Source organism: Pontibacter anaerobius (assembly GCF_026241195.1).
Lineage (GTDB): Bacteria > Bacteroidota > Bacteroidia > Cytophagales > Hymenobacteraceae > Pontibacter > Pontibacter anaerobius.
In genome coordinates this window covers 1-22,327 of sequence record NZ_JAPFQO010000006.1, presented here as the reverse complement: position 1 = coordinate 22,327, position 22,327 = coordinate 1, and the positions used below count along the sequence as shown (strand labels likewise).

Annotated in this window: 15 protein-coding genes; 9 read left to right on the top strand and 6 right to left on the bottom strand. The window is 51.8% G+C overall.

What is annotated here, in order from left to right:
• The 5 genes from treY (at position 1) to OO017_RS09080 (ending at position 7,452) form a co-directional block, all read left to right on the top strand.
• Positions 1–2,706, top strand: a complete 2,706-nt coding sequence (treY, locus tag OO017_RS09100) for a malto-oligosyltrehalose synthase (protein ID WP_266052166.1) — start codon at positions 1–3, stop codon at positions 2,704–2,706.
• A 113-nt stretch (positions 2,707–2,819) separates the two neighbouring features.
• Positions 2,820–4,352, top strand: a complete 1,533-nt coding sequence (malQ, locus tag OO017_RS09095; RefSeq protein WP_266052165.1) for a 4-alpha-glucanotransferase — start codon at positions 2,820–2,822, stop codon at positions 4,350–4,352.
• A 743-nt stretch (positions 4,353–5,095) separates the two neighbouring features.
• Positions 5,096–5,659: a hypothetical protein gene (locus OO017_RS09090; RefSeq protein WP_266052164.1), complete on the top strand. Its 564-nt coding sequence runs from the start codon at positions 5,096–5,098 to the stop codon at positions 5,657–5,659.
• A gap of 95 nt (positions 5,660–5,754) precedes the next feature.
• On the top strand, positions 5,755–6,642 hold the full coding sequence (locus OO017_RS09085; RefSeq protein WP_266052163.1) for a dienelactone hydrolase family protein: 888 nt from the start codon (positions 5,755–5,757) through the stop codon (positions 6,640–6,642).
• Between the two features lie 243 nt (positions 6,643–6,885).
• Complete coding sequence (locus tag OO017_RS09080) at positions 6,886–7,452, top strand: thioredoxin family protein (protein ID WP_266052162.1); 567 nt, start codon at positions 6,886–6,888, stop codon at positions 7,450–7,452.
• On the opposite strand, the gene OO017_RS09075 is transcribed toward OO017_RS09080, so the two are convergent.
• Positions 7,439–8,272 carry a murein L,D-transpeptidase catalytic domain family protein gene (locus OO017_RS09075; RefSeq protein WP_266052161.1) on the bottom strand — a complete coding sequence of 278 codons (834 nt, stop codon included), beginning with the start codon at positions 8,270–8,272 and terminating at the stop codon, positions 7,439–7,441. The two genes, OO017_RS09080 and OO017_RS09075, sit on opposite strands and share 14 nt — an antisense overlap.
• 189 nt (positions 8,273–8,461) lie before the next feature.
• Between OO017_RS09075 and OO017_RS09070 the strand changes: the two genes are divergently transcribed.
• On the top strand, positions 8,462–9,820 hold the full coding sequence (locus OO017_RS09070; RefSeq protein WP_266052160.1) for a M23 family metallopeptidase: 1,359 nt from the start codon (positions 8,462–8,464) through the stop codon (positions 9,818–9,820).
• A gap of 1,045 nt (positions 9,821–10,865) precedes the next feature.
• Positions 10,866–11,765, top strand: coding sequence for a Ppx/GppA phosphatase family protein (locus tag OO017_RS09065; RefSeq protein WP_266052469.1), 900 nt, complete (start codon positions 10,866–10,868; stop codon positions 11,763–11,765).
• Between the two features lie 144 nt (positions 11,766–11,909).
• Here OO017_RS09065 and ppk1 read toward each other — a convergent pair whose 3' ends face one another.
• Entirely contained in the window at positions 11,910–14,009 is a 2,100-nt protein-coding gene (ppk1, locus tag OO017_RS09060) for a polyphosphate kinase 1 (RefSeq protein WP_266052159.1), read from the bottom strand.
• 192 nt (positions 14,010–14,201) lie between these two features.
• Here ppk1 and OO017_RS09055 point away from each other — a divergent pair, with 192 nt between their 5' ends.
• Together OO017_RS09055 and OO017_RS09050 are read left to right on the top strand one after the other, a co-directional pair.
• Positions 14,202–15,143: a DUF5996 family protein gene (locus OO017_RS09055; protein WP_266052158.1), complete on the top strand. Its 942-nt coding sequence runs from the start codon at positions 14,202–14,204 to the stop codon at positions 15,141–15,143.
• Between the two features lie 921 nt (positions 15,144–16,064).
• Positions 16,065–17,207, top strand: coding sequence for a DEAD/DEAH box helicase (locus tag OO017_RS09050; protein ID WP_266052157.1), 1,143 nt, complete (start codon positions 16,065–16,067; stop codon positions 17,205–17,207).
• A gap of 211 nt (positions 17,208–17,418) precedes the next feature.
• On the opposite strand, the gene OO017_RS09045 is transcribed toward OO017_RS09050, so the two are convergent.
• The 4 genes from OO017_RS09045 to OO017_RS09030 form a co-directional block, all read right to left on the bottom strand.
• On the bottom strand, positions 17,419–18,261 hold the full coding sequence (locus OO017_RS09045) for a 1,4-dihydroxy-2-naphthoyl-CoA synthase (protein ID WP_266052156.1): 843 nt from the start codon (positions 18,259–18,261) through the stop codon (positions 17,419–17,421).
• Positions 18,262–18,684: 423 nt separating this feature from the next.
• Complete coding sequence (locus OO017_RS09040) at positions 18,685–20,724, bottom strand: M13 family metallopeptidase (protein ID WP_439651303.1); 2,040 nt, start codon at positions 20,722–20,724, stop codon at positions 18,685–18,687.
• 409 nt (positions 20,725–21,133) lie between these two features.
• Positions 21,134–21,511, bottom strand: a complete 378-nt coding sequence (locus OO017_RS09035; protein ID WP_266052155.1) for a nuclear transport factor 2 family protein — start codon at positions 21,509–21,511, stop codon at positions 21,134–21,136.
• Entirely contained in the window at positions 21,492–22,088 is a 597-nt protein-coding gene (locus OO017_RS09030; RefSeq protein ID WP_266052154.1) for a GNAT family N-acetyltransferase, read from the bottom strand. The genes OO017_RS09035 and OO017_RS09030 overlap by 20 nt, the downstream gene beginning before the upstream one ends.
• Between the last annotated feature and the right edge of the window lie 239 nt (positions 22,089–22,327).

Sequence of the window (22,327 nt, the reverse complement as noted above, 5' to 3'; positions counted from 1 at the left end):
ATGACCTATATCCCATCGGCCACCTACCGGGTGCAGACATCCCCTAAGTTTAAGCTGAGCGACATAAAGCAAATTATCCCGTACCTGCACGAGCTGGGCATCAGCACCATCTACTCGGCCCCTTTTTTCTGTGCCCGCCCCGGCAGTGAGCACGGCTACGATGTTACCGCCCCCTACGACGTAAACCCTGAAGTAGGCACCCAGAAGGAGCTGCAGGAGATCTCACTGGAGCTGAAGCAGCGGAGTATGGGCTGGCTGCAGGACATCGTGCCCAACCACATGGCTTTCCACCCGGACAATGTATGGCTGATGGACGTACTGGAGAAAGGACCGCAGTCGCACTTTTATACTTTCTTCGACATCGATTTTCACCATCCTGATTTTAACGGGCAAGTGATGGTGCCTTTCCTGGGGGAGCCGCTGGAAAAGGTGCTGGAGCAGAACCAACTGGAGCTGAAACTGAGCGAGAAGGGCATCAGCCTGAATTATTACGATAACATGTACCCGGTCAGCGTTTCGAGTTACCGCACGTTGCTGGAGGAGGCGCTGCAGGTATCGGGCAACCCGGAGGTGACGCCGCAGGCAGCGCAAAGCCTCAAGGAGCTGGCGCTGCACGAGCAGGAGGAAAGTATAAACCCGGCTGCCTGGGGTAACTTTAAGAAGAAAATCTTTCGATCGGTGGCGCTGCGGCAGGCCTTGGAGCAGGTTCTGCAAAGTATAAACGGCAAAGACAAGAAGCTGCGGAAGCTGCTGCAGAAACAGCATTTTATACTTTGCCACTGGCAGGAAACGGAGAAACAGATAAACTACCGCCGCTTTTTCACCATCAATGACCTGATCTGCCTGCGTATGGAGCACCCCGAGGTGTTCGAGCAGTACCACCAGTTCATCAAAATGCTCTGCGACCAGGAGTTGGTGCAGGGGCTGCGCGTAGACCACGTAGACGGCCTTTTTGACCCGACCACCTACCTGAAGCGCCTGCGCCGGCTGGCCGGTCCGGAGCAGTATGTGGTGGTGGAGAAGATACTGGAGGGGGAAGAGCACCTACCCGAGAACTGGCCCATACAGGGCAACAGCGGCTACGACTTCCTGGCCTGGGTCAGCAACCTGTATACTTACCAAAATGCCCGCGAACAGATCACCCAAACCTATAGCCGCCTGGTGCCCGGTGCCGCCACAGATTACGAGCAACTGGTGTTCGACAAGAAAATGTTTATCCTGACCAACTACATGCAGGGTGAGCTGGAAAACCTGCTGCGCCTGTTGCAGGAGCGCCAGTTGATACCTTTGGAGCCGGAGGAGCAGTGGCGACAGGCGCTGGCTGTTATGCTGGCCGCCTGGCCGGTGTACTGCATCTACAGCAACAATTTACCTATCAACAAGGAGGAGATGAAGGTGGTAAATGCCGCTTTTGAAGAAGCACACAAACAAGCTCCTCAACTGAAAGAACAGCTGCAGCACCTGCACACGCTCTTTACCGTAACACCCGAAGACACAGAGGAGTCGCAGCACCACAAGTTATACTTTGTGATGCGCAGCCAGCAGTTTACCGGCCCATTGGCAGCCAAGGGCGTGGAGGATACCACTTTCTACAACTATAACCGCCTGATTTCGCTCAACGAGGTGGGCAACAGCCCGGACATCTTCTACCTGGAGCCACAGGACTTCCATGAGCGCATGCAGTACCGGCAGCGCACCTATCCGCACTCCATCAACGCCACCGCCACCCACGACACCAAGCGCGGCGAGGACGCGCGCCTGCGCCTGAACGTGCTGACCGAGCTGGCTGAAGAGTGGGAGCAGAAGGCGCAGCACTGGCTGGAGATCAGCAGAAAGTATACTTCCAAGCCGGTGGAGAACGATTTATACTTCCTGCTGCAGACACTGCTGGGTGTGATGCCGCTAAATGAAGAGATGGATGATACGCTGGTGAAGCGGGTGCAGGAGTACCTGGAGAAAGCCCTGCGCGAGGCCAAGAACAACTCGGACTGGTCGGCGCCGAACGAGCAATATGAGCAGGCGATGAAAGACCTGGTGCCCCAACTGCTCTTGCACGACGAGGATTTCATGCACTCCTTCCAACCGTTCTTCCTGAAGGTGGCGCACTACGGCTGGCTCTACTCCCTTGGTCAGACGCTGCTGAAACTTACTTGCCCCGGCGTGCCGGATGTGTACCAGGGCACCGAGCTGTGGGACCTGAGCCTGGTAGACCCCGACAACCGCCGCCCCGTAGACTACGACATGCACCGCCGCTACCTGCAGGAACTACAGCAAGCCGAGGAGCAAAGTATAGAAAAGCTGCACGAAGCCCTGCTACATCACCCTGAAAACGGGAAAGTAAAACTATACCTGCTGCACAAAGCCCTCACCACCCGCAGAGAGCTACAGACACTTTTTGCCAGGAGCGAGTACATGCCGCTGCAGGTGCAGGGGCCGAAAAAGGAGCACTTGCTGGCCTTTGCCCGCCACCACCAGGGGCAGTGGGTGCTGGTGGCCGTGCCGCTGCAACTAGTAAGCTTGGTGGGTAGCCACGACCAGCCGCTGGGCCACGAGGTATGGCAGGACACTATTATCCTTTTGCCCGATAAAGCGCCGCAGGCGTGGCAGCAGGTGTTGGGCAAAGGCACGGTAAACGCATCCCCTGCCCTACCCGTAGCAGAAGTATTTAAAACGTTTCCGGTGGCCTTGTTAACTGCCGGAGGTTAGTTGTTGGTTATTGGTTATTAGTTGTTCGTTACTGGTTATTTTCGGTTAAAGCGCAACGTATGGCGCCTCTACAACTTTCTAACTTTCTAACTCCTAAACTCTCTAACTCTACTATGATCGTACCTAAACGCAGCGCAGGCATCCTGCTCCACATTACCTCCCTCCCCTCCCGCTTCGGTATCGGCGACCTGGGGCCAGAGGCCTATACGTTTGCAGATCAGCTAGAGCAGGCGGGGCAGCGGTACTGGCAAATCCTACCGCTAAACCCCACCGAAATCAGCTATGGTAATTCGCCCTACAGCAGCCACTCCGCCTTTGCCGGAAACCCCCTGCTCATCAGCCCCGAGGAGCTGGTGCACGATGGCCTGCTGCACCAGAAAGACCTGCAGCATAAAGAGCAGTTTGACGATGCCCGTGTGGATTTTGAGAAGGTGAGCAAGTATAAACTCAAGCTGCTGCGCAAGGCCTACAAAAACTTCAGCGAGGAGCTGCCGGATGTGCTCTGGAAGGATTTCACAAACTTTCAGAAGGTGCATAAATTGTGGCTGCAGGATTATGCCCACTTCGCGGCGTTTAACCAGCACTTTAGGCATAAAAGCTGGACCGATTGGCCTGAGGAGATAAAGTGGCGCGATGGGCAGGCTGTGGAGCAGCTGGCCGAAAAGCTGAGCGAGCAGATAGAGTTTGAGATGTTTCTGCAGTTCCTGTTTTACCGCCAGTGGCAGCGGCTAAAGGAGTACTGCAACAGCAAAGACATCCTTTTCTTTGGCGATATGCCCTTTTACGTGAGCCACGACAGTGCCGACGTCTGGAGCCACCCCGACATTTTTAAACTGGACCGCGATGGCAAACCCACAGCCGTGTCAGGTGTGCCGCCGGACTATTTCAGCGAAACAGGCCAGCTCTGGGGCACGCCGGTATTTGACTGGCAGGTACTGAAAGAGCGCAACTTCGACTGGTGGCTGCACCGCATCGAGCACAACCTACAGCTTTTCGGCCTGCTCCGCCTCGACCATTTCCGGGCTTTCTCCGCCTACTGGGAGGTACCTGCCGGGGAGGAGACCGCTATTAATGGCAGATGGGTGAAAACGCCCGGAGCACCTTTCCTAAAAGTAGTGCAGCAGGAGTTTAAGGAGCTGCCGATCGTGGCCGAGGACCTGGGCGAGATAGACCAACCCGTGCGCGACCTGATGGACAAGTTTAAACTGCCGGGCATGCGCGTGCTGCTTTTTGCCTTTGGCGAGGATCTCCCGCAGAATATTTACGCCCCGCACCATCACATAAAAAACAGCATTGTATACACCGGCACCCACGACAACAACACCGTGCTTGGCTGGTTTACGAACGATGCCTCCCGAGCAGACAGGCGCCGCCTGCGGGAGTATTGCACCCACCGCGTGAACCAGGACAACGTGCACCGCATCATGAACTGGCTGGCTTACAGTTCCGTTTCGCAATTGGCTGTACTGCCGATGCAGGATGTACTTGGGCTGGGCCAGGAGCACATTATGAACAAGCCCTCTACCGGCTCCGGCAACTGGGAATGGCGCCTGCAACCCGGGCAATTCACCGAAGGGCGTGTAAAAGAGCTAAAGGAAATGGCCACCTGCTATGGCCGTTGGCAGGAACCTGAAAAAGAGGGATAAACATGAAAAAGCATAGCTGAGCAACGGCCATACTTTTTTATGTGTGTTGGATTTATTGCATATTGCTTTGGTACTATGTTTTATAGGTAGAGTTGTACTAGCTCAACTTAGCACATAGTGCAGATAAGTGTATGTTTACGTTTATTTGGCCGTGATTGGGATTATTTTCAGGTTTTAAAGTGGCGTGTCTTTCAGGCTTTTTTAGGGCTGGGCGGCATCAAAGGCCACTAAAGCGGGGCAACGATCAGAAAAAGAGCCAAAGGAAGAAATGGCGTTTCTGACTGGAAGTCTTGCCTGGGCGAAGCCGGGAGAAAGCTGGCTTTCGGACGGGAGCGTCCAGGCAAGACTTTGAGCGGGCGAAGTTATGGTTGGGAAATGACAAAGTCAAGAGCATAACTTCGGCAGGTGGCTCTTTTACAGAGGGTTGCCCGGCAATAGAGAGGCCAATGATAGGATTGGTTTTTCTTTTGATGGTGGCCACCCCGGAGCCTGACGCCTCTGGCAACGTCGCCAATACTGCATTAACGGCATTGCCGCCGGCTAAAGCGCCACTTGAGAAGGAGTTTAAAAGGAGAAAATAACCCAACCATCCGGGTTGCTTTTCCCTTGTTTTTACAACGCAGTGCCGGGGGGAAAAAGGGAAAAACAACCCCGGCCAACACACCCTAGCAAACACCCTCGCAAGCCTGACAAGCCAAAGCGTCTGCTAGACCATTTCGTTGAGCTTAATAACAAAGTATAGAATGGGAGTAATTAGACTAATATTGTTTTTGCTGATTCTAATTCAGACAACAGCTTACTCTCAAGTTGACTATTATAAGATTAAGCAAAAAAGGTTAGAACCAATCACCATCGACACTGTCAATGAAGACGTACTGATTGTAGAGAAGCGCTTTGCCACTCTATACTTCAAGAAAGCCGATGTCAGGAAGTATGCTATACCTTATAACAAGTTGGGCGTTCGCATAGACCAGCATCATGATAACCTGTTGGAAGTGGTGAATGCATCTGGAGATACAAAGTTAGTGGACTGGTGGAATGACTACACAGATGAAGAAAGGAAAAGCATCCATGGTAACCCCAATTTTGTGAACGAGCACAAGAAAGCCCTATCAGAGCTATATTATGTCGGAGCCGACTTGATTCATGACGGGAAATTCATGGTCGTAGACAAAGCCACTGGCGAAGAAGTCAGAAAAAGGTTAAGAATGAAAAGAGTAAAAGGGTTGTATGGGAGCCGTTATGTTGAGTTCCTCTTGCCAAACGGTAAGAAATTTTGGCACCTAGTAACCCGCCTTGGAGAATAAAACTATTTAGCCCAACACAGTTTATACCCTGTGCTTCGGCTGATGGCCTCGCACAAGGCATACACGAGTAACGTTACGTAAACCACAAAACCACCATGGAAGAAATCAAAAAATCAGACATCAAACAGGAAGTGTTTGACCTTTACGATGATTACGCGCACAGCCGCATTAACAGGCGCGATTTTGTGCAGAAGCTATCGATTTATGCTGTGGGTGGCCTTACGGTGGGCTCGCTCATGAGCTTCCTGATGCCCGACTACCAGGGTGCTGTGCAGGTGAAAGCTGACGATCCACGCATTAAATCGGAGTACATTTATTACCAGTCGCCGAAAGGTGGCGGCAAGATAAAGGCCTTGCTAAGTATGCCGGCAGATGCAACAGGAAAGCTCGGCGGCGTGGTGGTGGTGCACGAAAACAGGGGCCTGAACCCGCACATTGAGGATGTGGCCAGAAGAGCCGCGCTAGCCGGTTTTATCTCCATTGCCCCGGATGCCCTCACGCCGCTCGGCGGCTACCCCGGCACCGACGATGAGGGGCGTGAACTGCAAAGCAAGCGCGACAGAAACGAGATGCTGGAGGACTTTATAGCCGCTCACGATTACCTGAAAAAGCACGAGCACTGCAACGGCAAAGTGGGTGTGGTAGGCTTCTGCTTCGGCGGCTGGATAGCCAACATGATGGCCGTTCGCATTCCGGAGTTGGCGGCGGCCGTTCCGTTTTACGGAGGTCAGCCAGCCACTGAGGATGTTCCAAAGATACATGCTCCGCTGCTGCTGCACTACGCCGAGCATGATGAGCGCGTAAATGCCGGTTGGCCCGAGTATGAAAAGGCGCTGAAGGCGCACGATAAAGAATTCACCGCCTACCTGTACCCCAACACCAACCACGGCTTCCACAACGATACCACCCCGCGTTACGACAAAGAGGCAGCAACCCTTGCCTGGAACCGCACGGTTGATTTCTTTAAGGAGAAGCTGAAGTAAATTAAGCGCTTCTTCTGCAGCAGATTTTATACTTTACCAAATACAAAAAGCCGTGGCCGGTATTCCTGTAGGTTTGCCGGCCACGGCTTTTTGTATTTAGCTTATACTTTGGGAAGTCCCCATACTTTACCGCCACCCTAATCTCCTTACATACTGTTTGTTATCTACTGGCAAAAGCTTATCTTAGTAGCACAGCACGGCAGCAGACGGCTCCGCAGATTCAACCTCTAACGAACCAAAACTATGGCACAGCAAAGCACCCAGATTGCCCTTGGCTCCCGGGCCCACAACTTCGCCCTCCTTGATACGGTTTCTGATAAGATCGTGACGCTGCAGGATATGGCCTCTACAAAAGCCACGGTTATCATGTTTATCTGCAACCACTGCCCTTATGTAAAGCATATTCTACCGGAGTTGGTGCAGCTGGCCGGAAAGTACAAGATCAAAGGTGTCAGCTTTGTCGCGATTAATGCCAACGACGCCACACTGCACCCGCAGGACGGGCCGCAGCACATGAAAGAGCTTGCGCTGCAAATGCAGTTCCCCTTCCCTTACCTCTACGACCATACCCAGCAAATAGCCCGTAACTACCAGGCCGTGTGCACTCCGGAGTTTTATGTGTATGACAGTAATCTGCGGCTGGCCTACCATGGCCAGTTTGATGAGACCCGGCCCGGCAACAAAGTATCTGTAACCGGCAAAGACCTTAACCTTGCACTGGATGCCCTACTCTCAGGACAGCCTGTGCCGGAGCTGCAGCACCCTAGTATTGGCTGTAGTATAAAATGGCGTGCGCTTAGCCCTGCGTAGGCAACGGCGCATCTAGTTTATTTTCTTTTACAAGTTCGGTCATTGCCGTAACGTGGTCCAGGTACTGCGATGTATACTCGTCCTGGCCGGCATGTATGTACATGGCAGTGCCACCTTTTACAGTACCGATAATTTCTTCATGGTCTTCCATCGGTATGGCGGGGCATCCCAGGCTACGACCTAAGCGCCCTGCCTGCTTTATAAACGCTTCGGAAGCGTACTCGGCACCGTGCATCACAATGTAACGCTCCTTAGCGTTGGTGTTGAAGCCTTCGTCCAGACCGTTCAGCTTTAGCGAGAGGCCATGTTTGCCCGTGTAGGTACCCTCCGTCACGTAAAAGCCAATGCTACTCATAAAGGACTTGTTCTCGTTGGAAAACTCCCGGGCAAACTCATTACCCGAGTTACGGCCATGCGACACGTAGGTGTTATACAGCAGTTCTTTCTTCTCGACATCCACCACCCAAAGCCGTTTCTCGTTCGAGGACTTTGTAAAATCCACAATGGTGATATATGGCTTACCCGACACCTCGTTGTTATGCCGCATATTAAAGTAGCCTGTAAGCGCTTTGTTAAACACATCAAACCGAAGCCCGGCGTCCTGCAGCTTCATGTTGCTGTACAGGTTATAAGCTACCTGGTTAAAACGCATGAGCCTGATATTGGTCATCTTTCGTTTCAGCGTGGCTGGGTCTGGGTGCGGCATGGCTGCACTTGGGTTTACAGGTGTGGCCAGTGGGGTTAGTATAAGCGGCGCAAACAGAGGCAGCAGCTTGCGGCTCAGCTTACGGCGCATGTATCTCCATCTCGGTTTTCTCATCTCTTCATAATTTTATACTTCTTGATTTTACGGACAGCTGCGCCTACGGTTTACAGCCGGGCATACTTACATTCTCAGCCGCAATGCATTACAACAACATTAAAGCATTCATCACCAGCTTTATAATATTTAAAAGGCACCATTTTTGCCCTGTTCCATGTTTAACATACTCCGAGACAAACTTCCTATATGATTTCTAAAAGAACCAGGTATATCAGCTTACTTTTTTATACTTTAACCATACTACTGCTAGCCAGTTGCAGCCAGCAGCAAACCTTGCGCGGCGTGTTTAAAAACCAGACGCCCCACGAGAAGTATGCCGCTAAATTAAAAGATGCCAACCTGCACGAAACCGCCTTGGGCAAGGAATGGCTACAAGCCAGTGAACAGGCCCTGCAGGACTCCATCACCATCACACTGCCTTTTAAGGAAACGGGATATTTTGCCCCTGATAAGCCCCGCGCGCTAGGTTACCGCATACCTGCCCAGCGCGGCCAGCGCCTGGTCGTGAACCTGGAGGTGCAAGCACGCGAGCAGCTGCAGGTGTTTCTGGACCTATTTGAGGATGAAAACGGCAAGCCCAGCCATGTAGCCGCCGCCGATACCACCGCCACTACTTTAGCTTATGAGGTGGTAGGTGACTGGCAGCATATACTTCGGGTGCAGCCGGAGCTGTTGCGAGGCGGACAGTATACGGTAACCATACAGGCCGAGCCCATACTTGCTTTTCCGGTAGCAGGCAAAGGGAGCCGCCACATTGCCAGCATCTGGGGCGACCCACGCGATGCCGGCGCCCGCAGCCACGAGGGCATAGATGTTTTTGCCAAACGCGGTACGCCCGCCCTTGCCGCCACAGATGGTATTGTAAGGCAAGTGGCCACTACGCCACGTGGCGGCAAGGTAGTGTGGCTCTCCGACATCAGCCGCAGGCAAAGTTTATACTATGCCCACCTCGATAGCCAGTTGGTACAGGTGGGGCAGCACGTACAGGCCGGTGATACGCTGGGGTTGATCGGGAACACCGGCAATGCCCGCACCACCGGCCCGCACCTGCACTTTGGCATTTACCGCTACGGCCAGGGCGCTACCAACCCTTACCCATATGTACACCAGTCGGCGGAACCTGTTCCTGCTGTAAAGATCGACGGTGAATTGGTAGGTAACTGGGTACGGGTAGCAAGCCGCATCGCCAACGTGCGGCTGCAGCCAAGTATAAAATCGGGCGTATACCGCTCGCTGCCGCAGCACACGCCGCTTCAGGTTTATGGCGGCACCTCCACCTGGTACCGCGTCGCGTTGCCCGATGGCGAAGAGGCCTATATTGCCAGCAGTGTGGTAGAGCCTGCAGCCAAACCGGTAAAGTATGAAAAACTTGCCTCCGACACCAAGCTGCTGGACCACGCACACCCCAGCGCCGCCACAAAAGTCAGCCTTCCGGCCGGAACCAGCATCGCCATACTGGGCAGTTACCGGGGTTTTGATTTTATGCGGAACTATGCCGGGGAACTCGGCTGGATAAACCCGCAACTGACGGTGAGTCTGCGGTAGGTCTGCTTCTGTATAAACAGAGAGGGATGGAGCTTATGCCGCACCGGGTCTAACTGCCTCTGCCTATGACTGCTTTGGCTTTAATATAGTCTTATAATTGCTGGTATTCTCAGAAGTATAAACCCACCCCTAGCCCCTCCGAGGAGGGGAATTAAGTTGCATCAGCAGTATAATCAAACCACCCCTGCCCCTCCTTGGCTAAGGAGGGGAACCTGTAATTGCTTTGGCCAAAGTATAAGTTGCATAATGGTGCAGCGCGGACAGGTCGCGCCCTGTCTGTGAGGAGGTGTAAACCCAACCCTAGAGCTACGCTCGCTAGCTCAAAACTCCCGTTTTGGTTAGTCCAGAGGAGAGGAATCATACCTCTCCCCAGCCCTCTCCTTTTCTCAAGGGCCCCTACCCCCAAAACAGGAGAGGGAGTCCGGTTCAAGTGGTATGGCGATGGCTATCGAAAACTAACCCCAGTCTTTCCGTTGAGCGCCTTGTGAGATCCGGTGCCCGAAGGGCAGCGCCCTGGCGCAGGAGGGAACACCGCGCGATGCGGGAAGACGAGCCCTCCCGGGCTGGAGGGAGCCAAGGCTGAAGATGAAACAATAGGTATGTAAGACTGCGGATGAACTGCAGCTAATAAGTATAGCCAAAGTATAAATGACACAAAGCAGCGGCTAAGAAAGCATAAAGTATGGCTCACGCAAATTAGGAAATCCGCGGCAGAGTGAGTTCCGGAAAGGGATGTCCGGAACAGCGGGAGTATGAGAATACCCAAAGTATAAGGTATGGCTACAGTTGCGTTACAAACGCAACATCATAAAAAGACACACGTCTGAAGACTTGCGCCAGAAAGGGAAGCCTGGAAAAGTATGAACCGAAGATAAGCGGAAGCCAGAAAGGATAGCCAAATGAAATATAAACCAAGAGCCAGCAGCAGCTATAAAGTATAAGCGGAAAAACCGTTTTGGAACTAGAGATAACTCCCGCCCCATACTCTCACAGTGCCTGATATTTCTTATATTTACCTTTGAGAAGAACCAAACACTTGTTGCCTTTGAAGTTAGCTGCCATAGATATCGGGTCGAATGCGGTGAGATGCCAGATCTCCACAGTGCTGAATCAGAACGAGAGAGTATTTTTTAAAAAAGTGGAATATATACGCTACGCCATCCGCTTTGGCGAAGACGTGTTTAACACCGGCTACATCAGCGACCTGAAGATTGAGAAGTTTATAAAGCTGCTCAAGGCCTTCGAGCTGCTGCTGGATGTACACGGTGTGAACCACCATATGATCTGTGCCACATCTGCCATGCGGAGCGCCTACAATGCCCCAGAGATTATTGAGCGGGTAAAGCAGGAAGTAGGCTTAGACATACAGGTGATAGACGGCGAAACAGAGGCTGACCTTATTAACAAGGTGATCTACAATTTCCTGGATGAGCGCAATTACCTGCACATTGACGTAGGCGGCGGCAGCACCGAATTCAACATCTACGTTAACCGCGAAAAGGTCGCCTCGCAATCGTTTGAGCAGGGCTCCATCCGGCACATGCACGGCCGCGACTCCGAAGAGCTTTGGAATAGCATGCGAATGTGGATCGAGGCCAATGCCAAAAAGTACCACCTTTCCCGCGCCATAGGTACAGGCGGAAACATCAATAAGATTTATGAGATAGCGGGTAAATCGGGTGGTAAACCCATTTTTCGGAAGCAGATCGAGGAGGTAGCCGCTTACGTAGCCAGCCTAAGTATGGAGCAACGCATCACGGATCTGCTCCTGAACCCCGACCGTGCCGATGTAATTGTACCTGCCTCCGAAATTTACCTCTCTGCCATGAAGTGGGCCAAACTGGAAAGTATGATCGTGCCGGCTGTAGGCCTGAAAGACGGCATGCTGCACTCCCTGTACGAGCGCTATCACCCGGAGCGCTTCGTCATCACCCGCATCAGCTAAGTCAGTTACCATTTATCAATTACCAGTTATCAATAAAGCGAAACCGGCTGCAGCTTTCTTCATCAGAAGGACTGCAGCCGGTTTTAGTTTTCAGGTTAAGTATAAACTTTTCTGATTATTGATAACTGGTAACTGATAAATGAATCAGACCAACTCTACCTGCTCTGTGCTACAGGCCTTGTTGTAGAACAGTTTATGTATATCTACTACCTCCTCACTGGCTCCTGTGCGGCGCTTAATGTACGTTCCGTCCTCCCGCATAATGTAGGAGTTCTGGTTATCCAGCAGGTTATAGTACAGGATGTTGATGGCCTCACGCTTCAGCTCCGCGTTGGCTATCAGGAAAAGGGCCTCAATACGGCGGTCGAAGCTGCGTACCATCATATCGGCACTGCCACTGTATACTTTCGGGTCGCCATTGTTGTGGAAGTAGTAAAGGCGTGAGTGCTCCAGGTACTCGCCTACTATACTTTTCACGGTAATGTTCTCGCTCAGGTCCTCCCGGCCCGGGCGCAGGCAGCAGATGCCCCGCACGATCAGTTTGATCGGTACACCCGCCTTAGAGGCCTTGTACAGTTCATCTATAATCTCCCGGTCTTCCAATGAGTTGATTTTCACCACAATACCGCTCTTTAGCCCTTTTTTTGCATTTCGGGCCTCGTGCCGGATAAGTTCCATTAACTGGTGGCGCATCCCTTTCGGGGAGGTCATCAGGTATTTGTACTCGTTCGGGCGCGAGTGGCCGGTAATTACATTAAAGAACTCCGAAACGTCGTGGGCATAGATCTCGTTGGTCGTCAACAAGCTCACATCGGTATAAAGTCGCGCCGTCTGCTCGTTATAGTTACCGCTGCCGATGTGTACATAACGCGTCACCTTCTCGCCTTCCTTGCGGATGATCATCATCATCTTGGTGTGCGTTTTATACTTGCTGATGCCGTAGATCACGAAACAACCGGCTTTCTCCAAACGCTCTCCCTCGCGCAGGTTACGCTCCTCGTCAAAACGGGCTTTCACCTCAAACAACACCGATACGTGCTTGCCGTTCTCGGCCGCCTTCAGCAGTGCTGCAGTTACCCGACTCTGATCGGCTAAACGGTAAATAGTTTGCTTGATACCCAATACAGAGGGGTCTTCGGCGGCACGCTCCAGCAGGTTTACCACCGGCTCCATGCTGTTGTACGGATGGTGCAGCAGCACATCGTGCTCCTTCAGGTACTCAAACAGGTCCACACCATCGCTCGGCAGGCTCAGAGGAGGTATGGAACCAGGCTGTTTAAAACCCCTGTCCTTAAACTGGCGGTGGTTCACGACCTGCCACAAGGCACGTAAATCCAGCAGGCTGTTGATGGTGAAGACGTTGGCATTATCTATGATCCAGCGCTCCTTCAGGATCTTCATCATGAACTGCGACGGGTTACGCTCCACCTCCAGGCGCACCACACGGCCTTTCTTACGCGTCTTGAGCTTAGCCTTAATTTCCTGCACAAAGTCCGCCTCCAGGTCATCCGACTCCTCCAGGGTAAAGTCACCGTTGCGCGTAATGCGGAACAGGTTCACCGATACGATGTCCACGTTTCGGAACAGCTTTTTGATCTTCCAGCGAATGATCTCCTCGATCGGCACAAATATGATCTTGTCCTTACGGTTGATCTCGTAAAAGCGCGCCAGGTTCTGCGGAATCTGCACGAAGGTTACGCGGTCCTGCGGCTTGCCCTCGTCGGTGGTGCGGGTTACCACGCCAAAGGTCAGCAGTTGGTTCATCAGCAGCGGAAAGCCATGGTAGTTGTCGAACACCATGGGCGTGAGGAGCGGGTAAATCGTGTTCTTAAAGTATGAATCGGCCTTCTTCTGCTCTATCTCGGTCAGCTCGCTCACCTTTAGTATATCAAAACCACTCTTATGGAAAAGCGGCTTCAGTTCGTTGTTAAAGGTCAGGTACTGGTCGTTTACAAAGCGATGGGCGTAGTCGAGCAGTTTCTTGCGGAAGGGCAATTCGCGCAGGCCGGAGTAGTCGGTACGCTCCTTGCCATAATCGAGGTAATTGTACAAACTGCCCACCCGAATCATGAAAAACTCATCCAGGTTAGACGAGGTGATGGCCATAAACTTCAACCTGTCAAAGAGGCTTTTGCCGGGGTCGCGCGCCTGGTCCAGCACACGGTAGTTGAACCGCAGCCAACTCAGGTCGCGGCTAATGTATTTACTTTTCTTTATCTGGTCAGAAACCTTACTGATAAGCATGCTTTCTCTGTTTATGCGAGCTCCTGGGTAGCCGGAAGGCAACAGGAGCCAATTGTATTCACAACTCCAAAATATAAGGATAAAGTATAGGTTATCCCTCATATTCCGGTTAAAAATTATCTTGTGGCGGGTTCCCGACTGTACCCCGGGCCAAATACCCACGTACAACCAAGGCAACCAACGTAATATTGTATGTCATCTGCCCCTACCACCCCACCTGTTTTAGACGAGTTTCCGGCGCTGCCTTTAGAGGAGTGGGAACACACTAAAGACACACTTCACTTATATATACAGGTAATTGGCAAGATCAGGCTAAAACTGATGCCGCGCCGCAACCACTGGTGGAACGTAACCCTGTACGTAACCAACCGCGGTTTGGCCACAGGCCCGATGCCCTATAAGTTTTATACTTTAGAGTGTGCGTTTGATTTTATTGACCACCAGCTGCACCTGCACACCAGCACCGGCGCCTCTGAAAGCATATCCCTGCAGGATGGCCTGAGCGTGGCTGAGTTTTACGCCCAGGTGATGAAGGCGCTGGAAGTACTGGGTGTGCATGTGGACATACTGGCAAAGCCATACGACAACAAAAGTACCGTCCCTTTTGCCCAGGATCATACCCACGCTACCTACCACCCGGAGCAGGTGCACCGTTACTGGCGCGTGCTGGTAACCGTAGACCAGGTGCTGCAGGAGTTCAGCGGGCGCTTTTACGGCAAAACCTGCCCTGTGCAGCTTTACTGGCACCACATGGACCTGACGGTTACGCGTTTCTCAGGCAGAAAGGTGCCCGTTAACCCGGAGGCGAGCGTGGTGGAACAAGACGCTTACTCGCATGAGGTGATCAGCTTCGGCTTCTGGCCCGGCGACGACCAGGTACGGTATCCGGCATTCTACGCTTATACTTTCCCCTCGCCGGAGGGCCTGGATAAAGAGCCCTTGCAGCCCAGGCAGGCCACCTGGGTAGACTCCAACGGAAGCCCTATGGCCATACTTAACTATGAAGAGTTACGCCAACTGGAAAATCCACGGCAGGCCCTGCTCGACTTCCTGGAAAGCGCCTACCAGGCGGGTGCAAAACTGGCAAAGTGGCCGGTAGAGGAGATGGAAGTTAAGCCATTGAAGGTTACGTAATGTATAAAACCCCATGAAGTGTGTTTATACTTGAGTCGAGTTGATTTGTCGGCACAATCGTTATGCAGTCGTTCAGCCGCGTACATATACTTGCCAATTTATACTTTCCTCTTGCCCTTTCTGGCGCAGGTCTTCAGACGTGTGTCTTTTTTACGATGTTGAGTTTGTAACGCAACTGTAGCCATACTTTATACTTGTCGCTCCCGCTGTTCCGGACATCCCTGTCCATAACCTGTCTGCCGCGGATTTCCTAATTTGCGTGAGCCATACTTTATACTTCCATAGCTACTGCTTTCTGTAGCTTGAACCAAGCTATCCTTTCTAGCTTCTGCTTACCCTCAGTCTTACAACCTACAGTTTCATCTCCAGCCTTGGCTCCCTCCAGCCCGGGAGGGCTTGTCTTCCCGCATCGCGCTGGGAGCTTTTCCTTTGCTCCTGCGTCGCAATGCCCTCACGGGCACCGGAAAAACTCCAAAGGCGCTCAACGGAAAGACTGGAATCATTTTCCAATAGCCACCGCTGATGCAACAGGAACTAAGTCCCCCTTCGAAGGGGACAGGGGGTTGACAATCGCCTGCCGAAATTCCCCTCTCGGGAGGGGCAGGGGTGGGTTTACACCTTCTAGGAACAGGTCCCGGGTTGTCCATATAACGGCAGCAGCCACGCAACTTATACTTTAGCCAAAGCAATTACAGGCTGCCCTCCTTGGACTACCGAGAACGCGAGTTCAAAACTAGCGAGCGTAACTCCGAGGGACTGGGGGTGGTTGGATACTCCCTCCCCCTGTTTTTAGGGAAGAGCAAGTATTATTAACCCCGACAATAAAATTCCAGATAAGCGTTTAGCCTCCGAACCCTCCTTCATCCTGATGCGAATAATATATCGTACCTTTGCTTTACGCATTACTTAAAGCAACTTCTCATGTCCTTTTTATCCCTTGGCCTATCGGCACCGCTGGTTAGAGCTGTAGAAAACCAACAGTACACCAAGCCATACCCTATCCAGAAAGAGGCCATACCGGCCATGCTGCAAGGCAAGGATATACTTGGACTGGCGCAAACCGGCTCGGGTAAAACGGCCAGTTACGTGCTGCCAATCCTAGAGATGCTGCAGCGCAGATCTCCTTCTTCTGACCGTGCTGTGCCTGTACTGGTGCTGGTGCCTACCCGGGAGTTGGCGGTGCAAGTGGATGAGGTGCTCCGCTCCTTTGCAACAGCCCTTCCGCGCCAGGTAAAATCCATGGCGGTGTACGGAGGCGTGTCCATTAACCCGCAGATGATGAAACTGCATGGCACTGATGTCCTCATCGCCACGCCCGGCCGGCTTATCGACTTGGTGGAACATAAGGCAGTGCAGCTCTCGCAGGTAGAGGTACTAGTGCTGGACGAAGCCGACAAGATGCTGAACCTCGGCTTTAGAGAGGAGATGGAGAAGATCTTCGCCCTGCTACCCTCCAAGCGCCAGAATGTGCTTTTCTCGGCCACGCTGCACGAGGAGGTCGCATTTATAGTGGCCGATATCCTGCACAACCCGGTAAAGATAAAGATTGAGGAAGAGGCTGTTGTGCCTGAGTTAATCAACCAGATAGTCTACCAGGTGGCCGCCGAGCGCAAAGGACCGTTGCTGCGCTACCTCATCACGCAGGGCAACATGCAGCAGGTGCTGGTGTTCGCCTCCTCTATCCGGACGGCCAACAACGTGGCGGCCAAGCTGGTGAAAAACGGCATCGAGGCAGCCGCTTTCCACGGAGACAAAAGCCAGGGCGCCAGAACCGAGGCGCTGCGCCAGTTTAAGGCGGGCAAGGTGCGTGTGCTGGTGGCCACCGACCTGGCCTCTCGCGGCATCGATATCAAGTTCCTGCCCCATGTGATTAACTACGAACTCCCCCGCTCCCCCAAAGACTATGTGCACCGCATCGGTCGCACCGGTCGTGCCGAGGCCTCCGGCGAAGCCATCTCCCTTATCTCACCGGATGAGGAACACCATTTTAAAGTGATCCAGAAAAAGATGGGCAAGCGCGTGCCGATGACACCGACGGATGAAATCGACCTGGCCGGGTTCTAATAAAGTATAAATTGAAAGTGGCGAATTCTTTTATTTTGTCATTCTGAAAGAACCTTGATGGCAAGCAGTAGTTGCGCATGATCATCGTGTATTTGGTTCGCCCACAAGATCCTTTCAGGATGACAATAAAATAATGATGCTTGTGCGGTTACTTATAAAACAGAGAGAGGCGAGCCTTGCGGTTCGCCTCTTTTTTATACTTGGTTTCCTGTTACGGAATCCATTTGATGTCTGAGAAATCAGGTTTGCGCTTCTCCAGGAATGCGTTTCTACCTTCCTTGGCTTCTTCGGTCATGTAGGCTAGGCGGGTTGCCTCCCCGGCAAACACCTGCTGGCCAACCATGCCGTCGTCGGTCAGGTTAAAGGCAAACTTGAGCATTTTGATGGAGGTCGGCGACTTTGCCAGAATCTCCTGCGCCCACTGGAAAGCCGTGTCCTCCAGTTCTTCGTGCGGAATAACAGCGTTTACCATGCCCATGTCGTAGGCCTCCTGTGCGGAGTAATTTCTGCCCAGGAAGAAAATCTCACGGGCGCGCTTCTGCCCCACCATCTTAGCCAGGTAGGCAGAGCCGTACCCGCCGTCGAAGCTGGTAACGTCGGCATCGGTTTGCTTAAAGATCGCGTGCTCCTTGCTGGCCAGCGTCAGGTCGCATACCACGTGCAGCGAGTGGCCACCGCCAACGGCCCAACCCGGCACCACGGCAATCACCACCTTCGGCATGAAACGGATCAGGCGCTGCACCTCCAGAATGTTCAGGCGCGGCATCCCGGACTCATCCACATACCCCTGAAAGCCACGTGCGTTCTGGTCGCCGCCGCTGCAGAAAGAGTACACCCCGTCTTTGGTGGAAGGGCCTTCGGCAGAAAGCAGCACCACGCCAATCGACGTATCCTCGCGGGCATCCAGGAAAGCCTCGAAAAGCTCCGCCACCGTTTTGGGGCGGAATGCGTTGCGCACATTCGGGCGGTTAAAGGCGATTCGGGCAACCCCACCTGATTTTTTATAGGTGATATCTTCGTATTCTTTGACTGTTGTCCAGTTTGCTATGCTCATATTTTGAAAATTTTCTGTAAAAATAAGGCTTTTCATACTTTAGTGCATAACGCAACCGGGGTTTTGGTGGATAAGTGGCTATACCCTAAGCATTGGCAACGTATAAAACTCACATCCATACCGCAAGTTTAGCGTGAGCGTAACTTGTGGCATAGGATGGCAGCAGTTTGTAACTGCTTTGCTTCGGAGAAGCAAGGGGTTCAAAAGCGCTGGCTATCCTCTATACTTTGCCAGTGGCCGGTAAAATATAAAGCTGTACAATATTATTTCTTGCTCCGCAGAAAGCCAGTTACAAACTGGCATCATGCTTAACCACAAGCTACGCTCTCGCTAAACTTGCGGCATACTTACAAAAACAGAAAAGCCGCCCCGGTTATACTTCCAGAGCGGCTTTTCATACTTTATACTTGTGTCAGACCCGGGTTACCAGATTCTGATTCTCTCTTCAGGAGCTTTGTACAACTTGTCGCCAGGCTGTACGTTGAACGCCTCATACCAGGCATCCATGTTCACCAGTGGTCCAACGGTTCTGTACTGGCCAGGAGAGTGCGGATCGGTTACGATCTGCTGGGCAGCGGCCTCTGGAAGGATATTGCCTCTCCATACTTGCGCCCACGACAGGAAGAAACGCTGCTCTGGTGTAAAGCCGTCTATCTTCTCGCCAGACTTGGCTTGCTCCGTCATCTTGAAGGCTTCATAAGCGCCAGCCAGACCACCCAGGTCACCGATGTTCTCGCCCAGCGTCAGCTGTCCGTTTACATGCACCGTGTCCAGTACTGTGTAAGCGTCATACTGCTCCTTCAGCAACTTTGCTTTGGCTTTGAACTTGGCTAAGTCTTCGTCTTGCCACCAGTTGCGCAGCGTGCCGTCTTTGTCGTACTGGCTGCCTGAGTCGTCGAAACCGTGAGATATCTCATGGCCGATAACCGCACCGATACCGCCGTAGTTCACCGCGTCATCCGCGTTCGGGTCGAAGAACGGGAACTGCAGGATACCTGCTGGGAACACGATCTCGTTCATCACCGGGCTGTAGTAGGCGTTTACGGTCGGAGGTGTCATGCCCCAACGCTCGCGGTCTACTGGCTTGCCCAGTTGGCTCACCATTTTGTTGTAGCCCCACTCACCGGAGTTGCGCACATTGGCAAAGAAAGCGTTTCGCTTGATCTCCAGGCCTTCATAAGTCTCCCACTTGTCAGGATATCCTACTTTCGGACGGAAGGCGTGCAGTTTGGCAAGTGCTTTCTCCTTGGTCTCGGCGCTCATCCAGTCCAGGTTGTTGATGCGGATCTCGTATGCCTTGATCAAGTTGGCGATCATCTCATTCATACGGGCCTTCGCCTCTGGCTTAAAATGCTTCTGCACATACAGCTGTCCAAGCAATTCGCCAATGGTACGGTCCGTTAGCTGCGACATGCGCTGCCAGCGTGGCGTTTGTACTTTCTGTCCGCTCAGAGCCTGCGTGTAGGCAAAGTTAGCGTCTGCAAAAGGTGTGCTCAGGTATGGCGCAGCCTGCTTCAGCACGTTCCACTGCAGGTAGGTCTGCCAGTCAGTGATTGGCGTTGCTTTTAGCAGGTCGTTCAGTTCCGCGAAGAACTTCGGGTTGTTCACCAGGATGGTATCCTCGCCGGTTACCTTCATCTTGGCCATCAGTGGCTGCCAGTCTATGTTAGACGTGGTTTTGCTGAAATCGGCAACAGCAAATTTATTGTAAGTTTTGTATGGGTCACGCATCTCCACGCGCGCCATCTGCGCCTCGGCCATCTTCTTCTCCAGGTTAAAGATAGTCTCGGCATGCTGCTGTGCCTTAGCCTCAGAAGTGCCTGTCAGGGTGAACAGCTTGGTGATGTAGGTTTTGTATGCTTCCTGGATTTTCTGACTACGCGCATCATCCTTCAGGTAATAGTCGCGGTCTGGCAGGGTGGTGCCGCCCTGGCTGAACTGCGGGATCATCGTGTTCGGGTCCTTGCGGTCCTGGCCTACGTAGAAGCCAAACATTGGAGAGCCCACGCCAGAAGTACGCTGGTACGCCACTTCGTTCAGCACGCCCTGAATGTTTTTTACCTTGCCGGCTCTTTTCAGGTCTTTTTTGATCGGCTTGTAACCCAGTTTATCAATAGCGGCGCTGTCCATGGCAGAAGCGTAGAAGTCGCCCACGCGCTTGTTCACAGATCCAGCTGCTGCGTTTTTGTCGGCTGCAGCCTCCTCCAGAATGTCTTTTACCGCCTGGATGTTGAACTCGCGCAGCAGGTTAAAGCTGCCCCAACGGGTTTCCTTGGCCGGCACAGGGTTGCTCTTAACCCAGGCACCGCCAGCGTAAGTATAAAAATCATCGCCCGGCTTCACCGAAAGGTCCATATTGGCCTTGTCGATAAACGGCGCTTTCTGTTGTGCGGAAGCCTCTGCGCCGTAAAGCACAGCAGCCCCGAAAAGTAGTAGTCGGAGGTGATTTTTCCAGTTCGACATGTTTTTGATCGAAGGTTGTTTAAGGTTGTAAAGTATAGATTAATGAATACCGGAAAGCTTTAAGCTTCAATTCCGGCTCTAAAATAATGCTAAAAAATTAAAATGCACTATCTCCCATGTTTTAGCGGCTTTTGTGCTCTTCTAACACGCTAAGCTCCTATAAAATTCACACGTTCAAGTATAGCGATGTAAATACATAGCTTTGGAAGCATGGCTTTAGCTGCTTCTGCCCTGTTAGAGTGGGTTTGGAGGGGAAGGTTTAATTGAGGATATAATGGGTTGGCTTTGTAAGGCCATTGACTGAGCTTTACTTTACAACGAGAGAAATTAAAACGCGACAAACCGAATTTGATGGAAGCAATTTCTGCCCTGTGTTTACTTAAATGTTGCTGGGATACATTTTATTTTATCAGTACATCGTGTTCGGGTTGGCTGACTTCTTCGGAATTTGTTGAATTGCATCCCAATGCTCACAGATCTTTCCATTTTCATCAAATCTGAAAAAATCCATTGTCACGTATTGGTCGTTGTTAGGCCAAATTTGATGCGTATGCAGAGCGACCAGATCATCTTCAGCTATGCATCGAACAAATTCAATAGATTTTTCGGGGTAGTCCGCCTGCATTCTTTCAAAATATTCAACGAAGCCTGAAAGCCCATCTGCAACATCAGGATTATGCTGTATGTACTTATCACCAACATAAAGTTCTACTGCCTTTCTGGGGTTGCCTTCATATGCCATTTTATAAAAAGCTATCGCATTTTCTTTATGCTTTTTCAAGTCCATTATTGATATGTTTATGTACTTGTCCAGATTGCTGCCACACGTCTTTGTGTATCGCGTAGCAGCTACACTTTTCATATTCTGGATATTCTCTCAGTTTTGGATGGTTGAAGTCTCCGATTTTCTCCATCCCGATTTTTTTCATCACGTTTTCTGATTTAGAATTTTTCTCGGTACATGTTGAGATGACTTGATCTAAATTCAGCTCGTTGAACGCAAACGCAAGACATTTTTTTGCTCCTTCGGTCGCAAAGCCTTTTCCCCACGCACTTTTCTTCAATCGCCAACCAATATCAATGGCAGGCGTGAAGTCCGTTTTGTAATCTTGAAACGCTAAACCTATGAATCCAATTAACTCTCCGCTTTCTAAAATTTCTGTTGCGAAGTAATTGTATCCATGTTTGTCATAATGGCTTCTAAGTCTCTCAATAAATGCTGCTGTTTCTTGTTCGGTTAATGGTTTCGGGAAATGTTCCATCACTTCTGGGTCCGAATTTATCTTCGCGAACTCAGCTAGATCGCTATTAATCCAATTGCGAAACCCAAGCCTCTCAGATTTAAAGATGTATTCGTTTTCCAATTTCACTGTGTTTATTTACTATATGTTAACGGGCTAATCTTTATTTAAAAGGTGATTTGTCTCAATGAAAATTCTGTTCAACGGACTTTGCCATAAGGCGGCGTAGCTGGCTTATGGGTGTGGTGTGCGCCCAGTATGGGCACCTGATACGAAAGGTATCATATTATTCCAGAGGGTGCAAGTCCCTTACAGGCGAGTTGGTGAAGCCTGTTAGCAAGCCGCAAGCTGGCTGGCCGTGA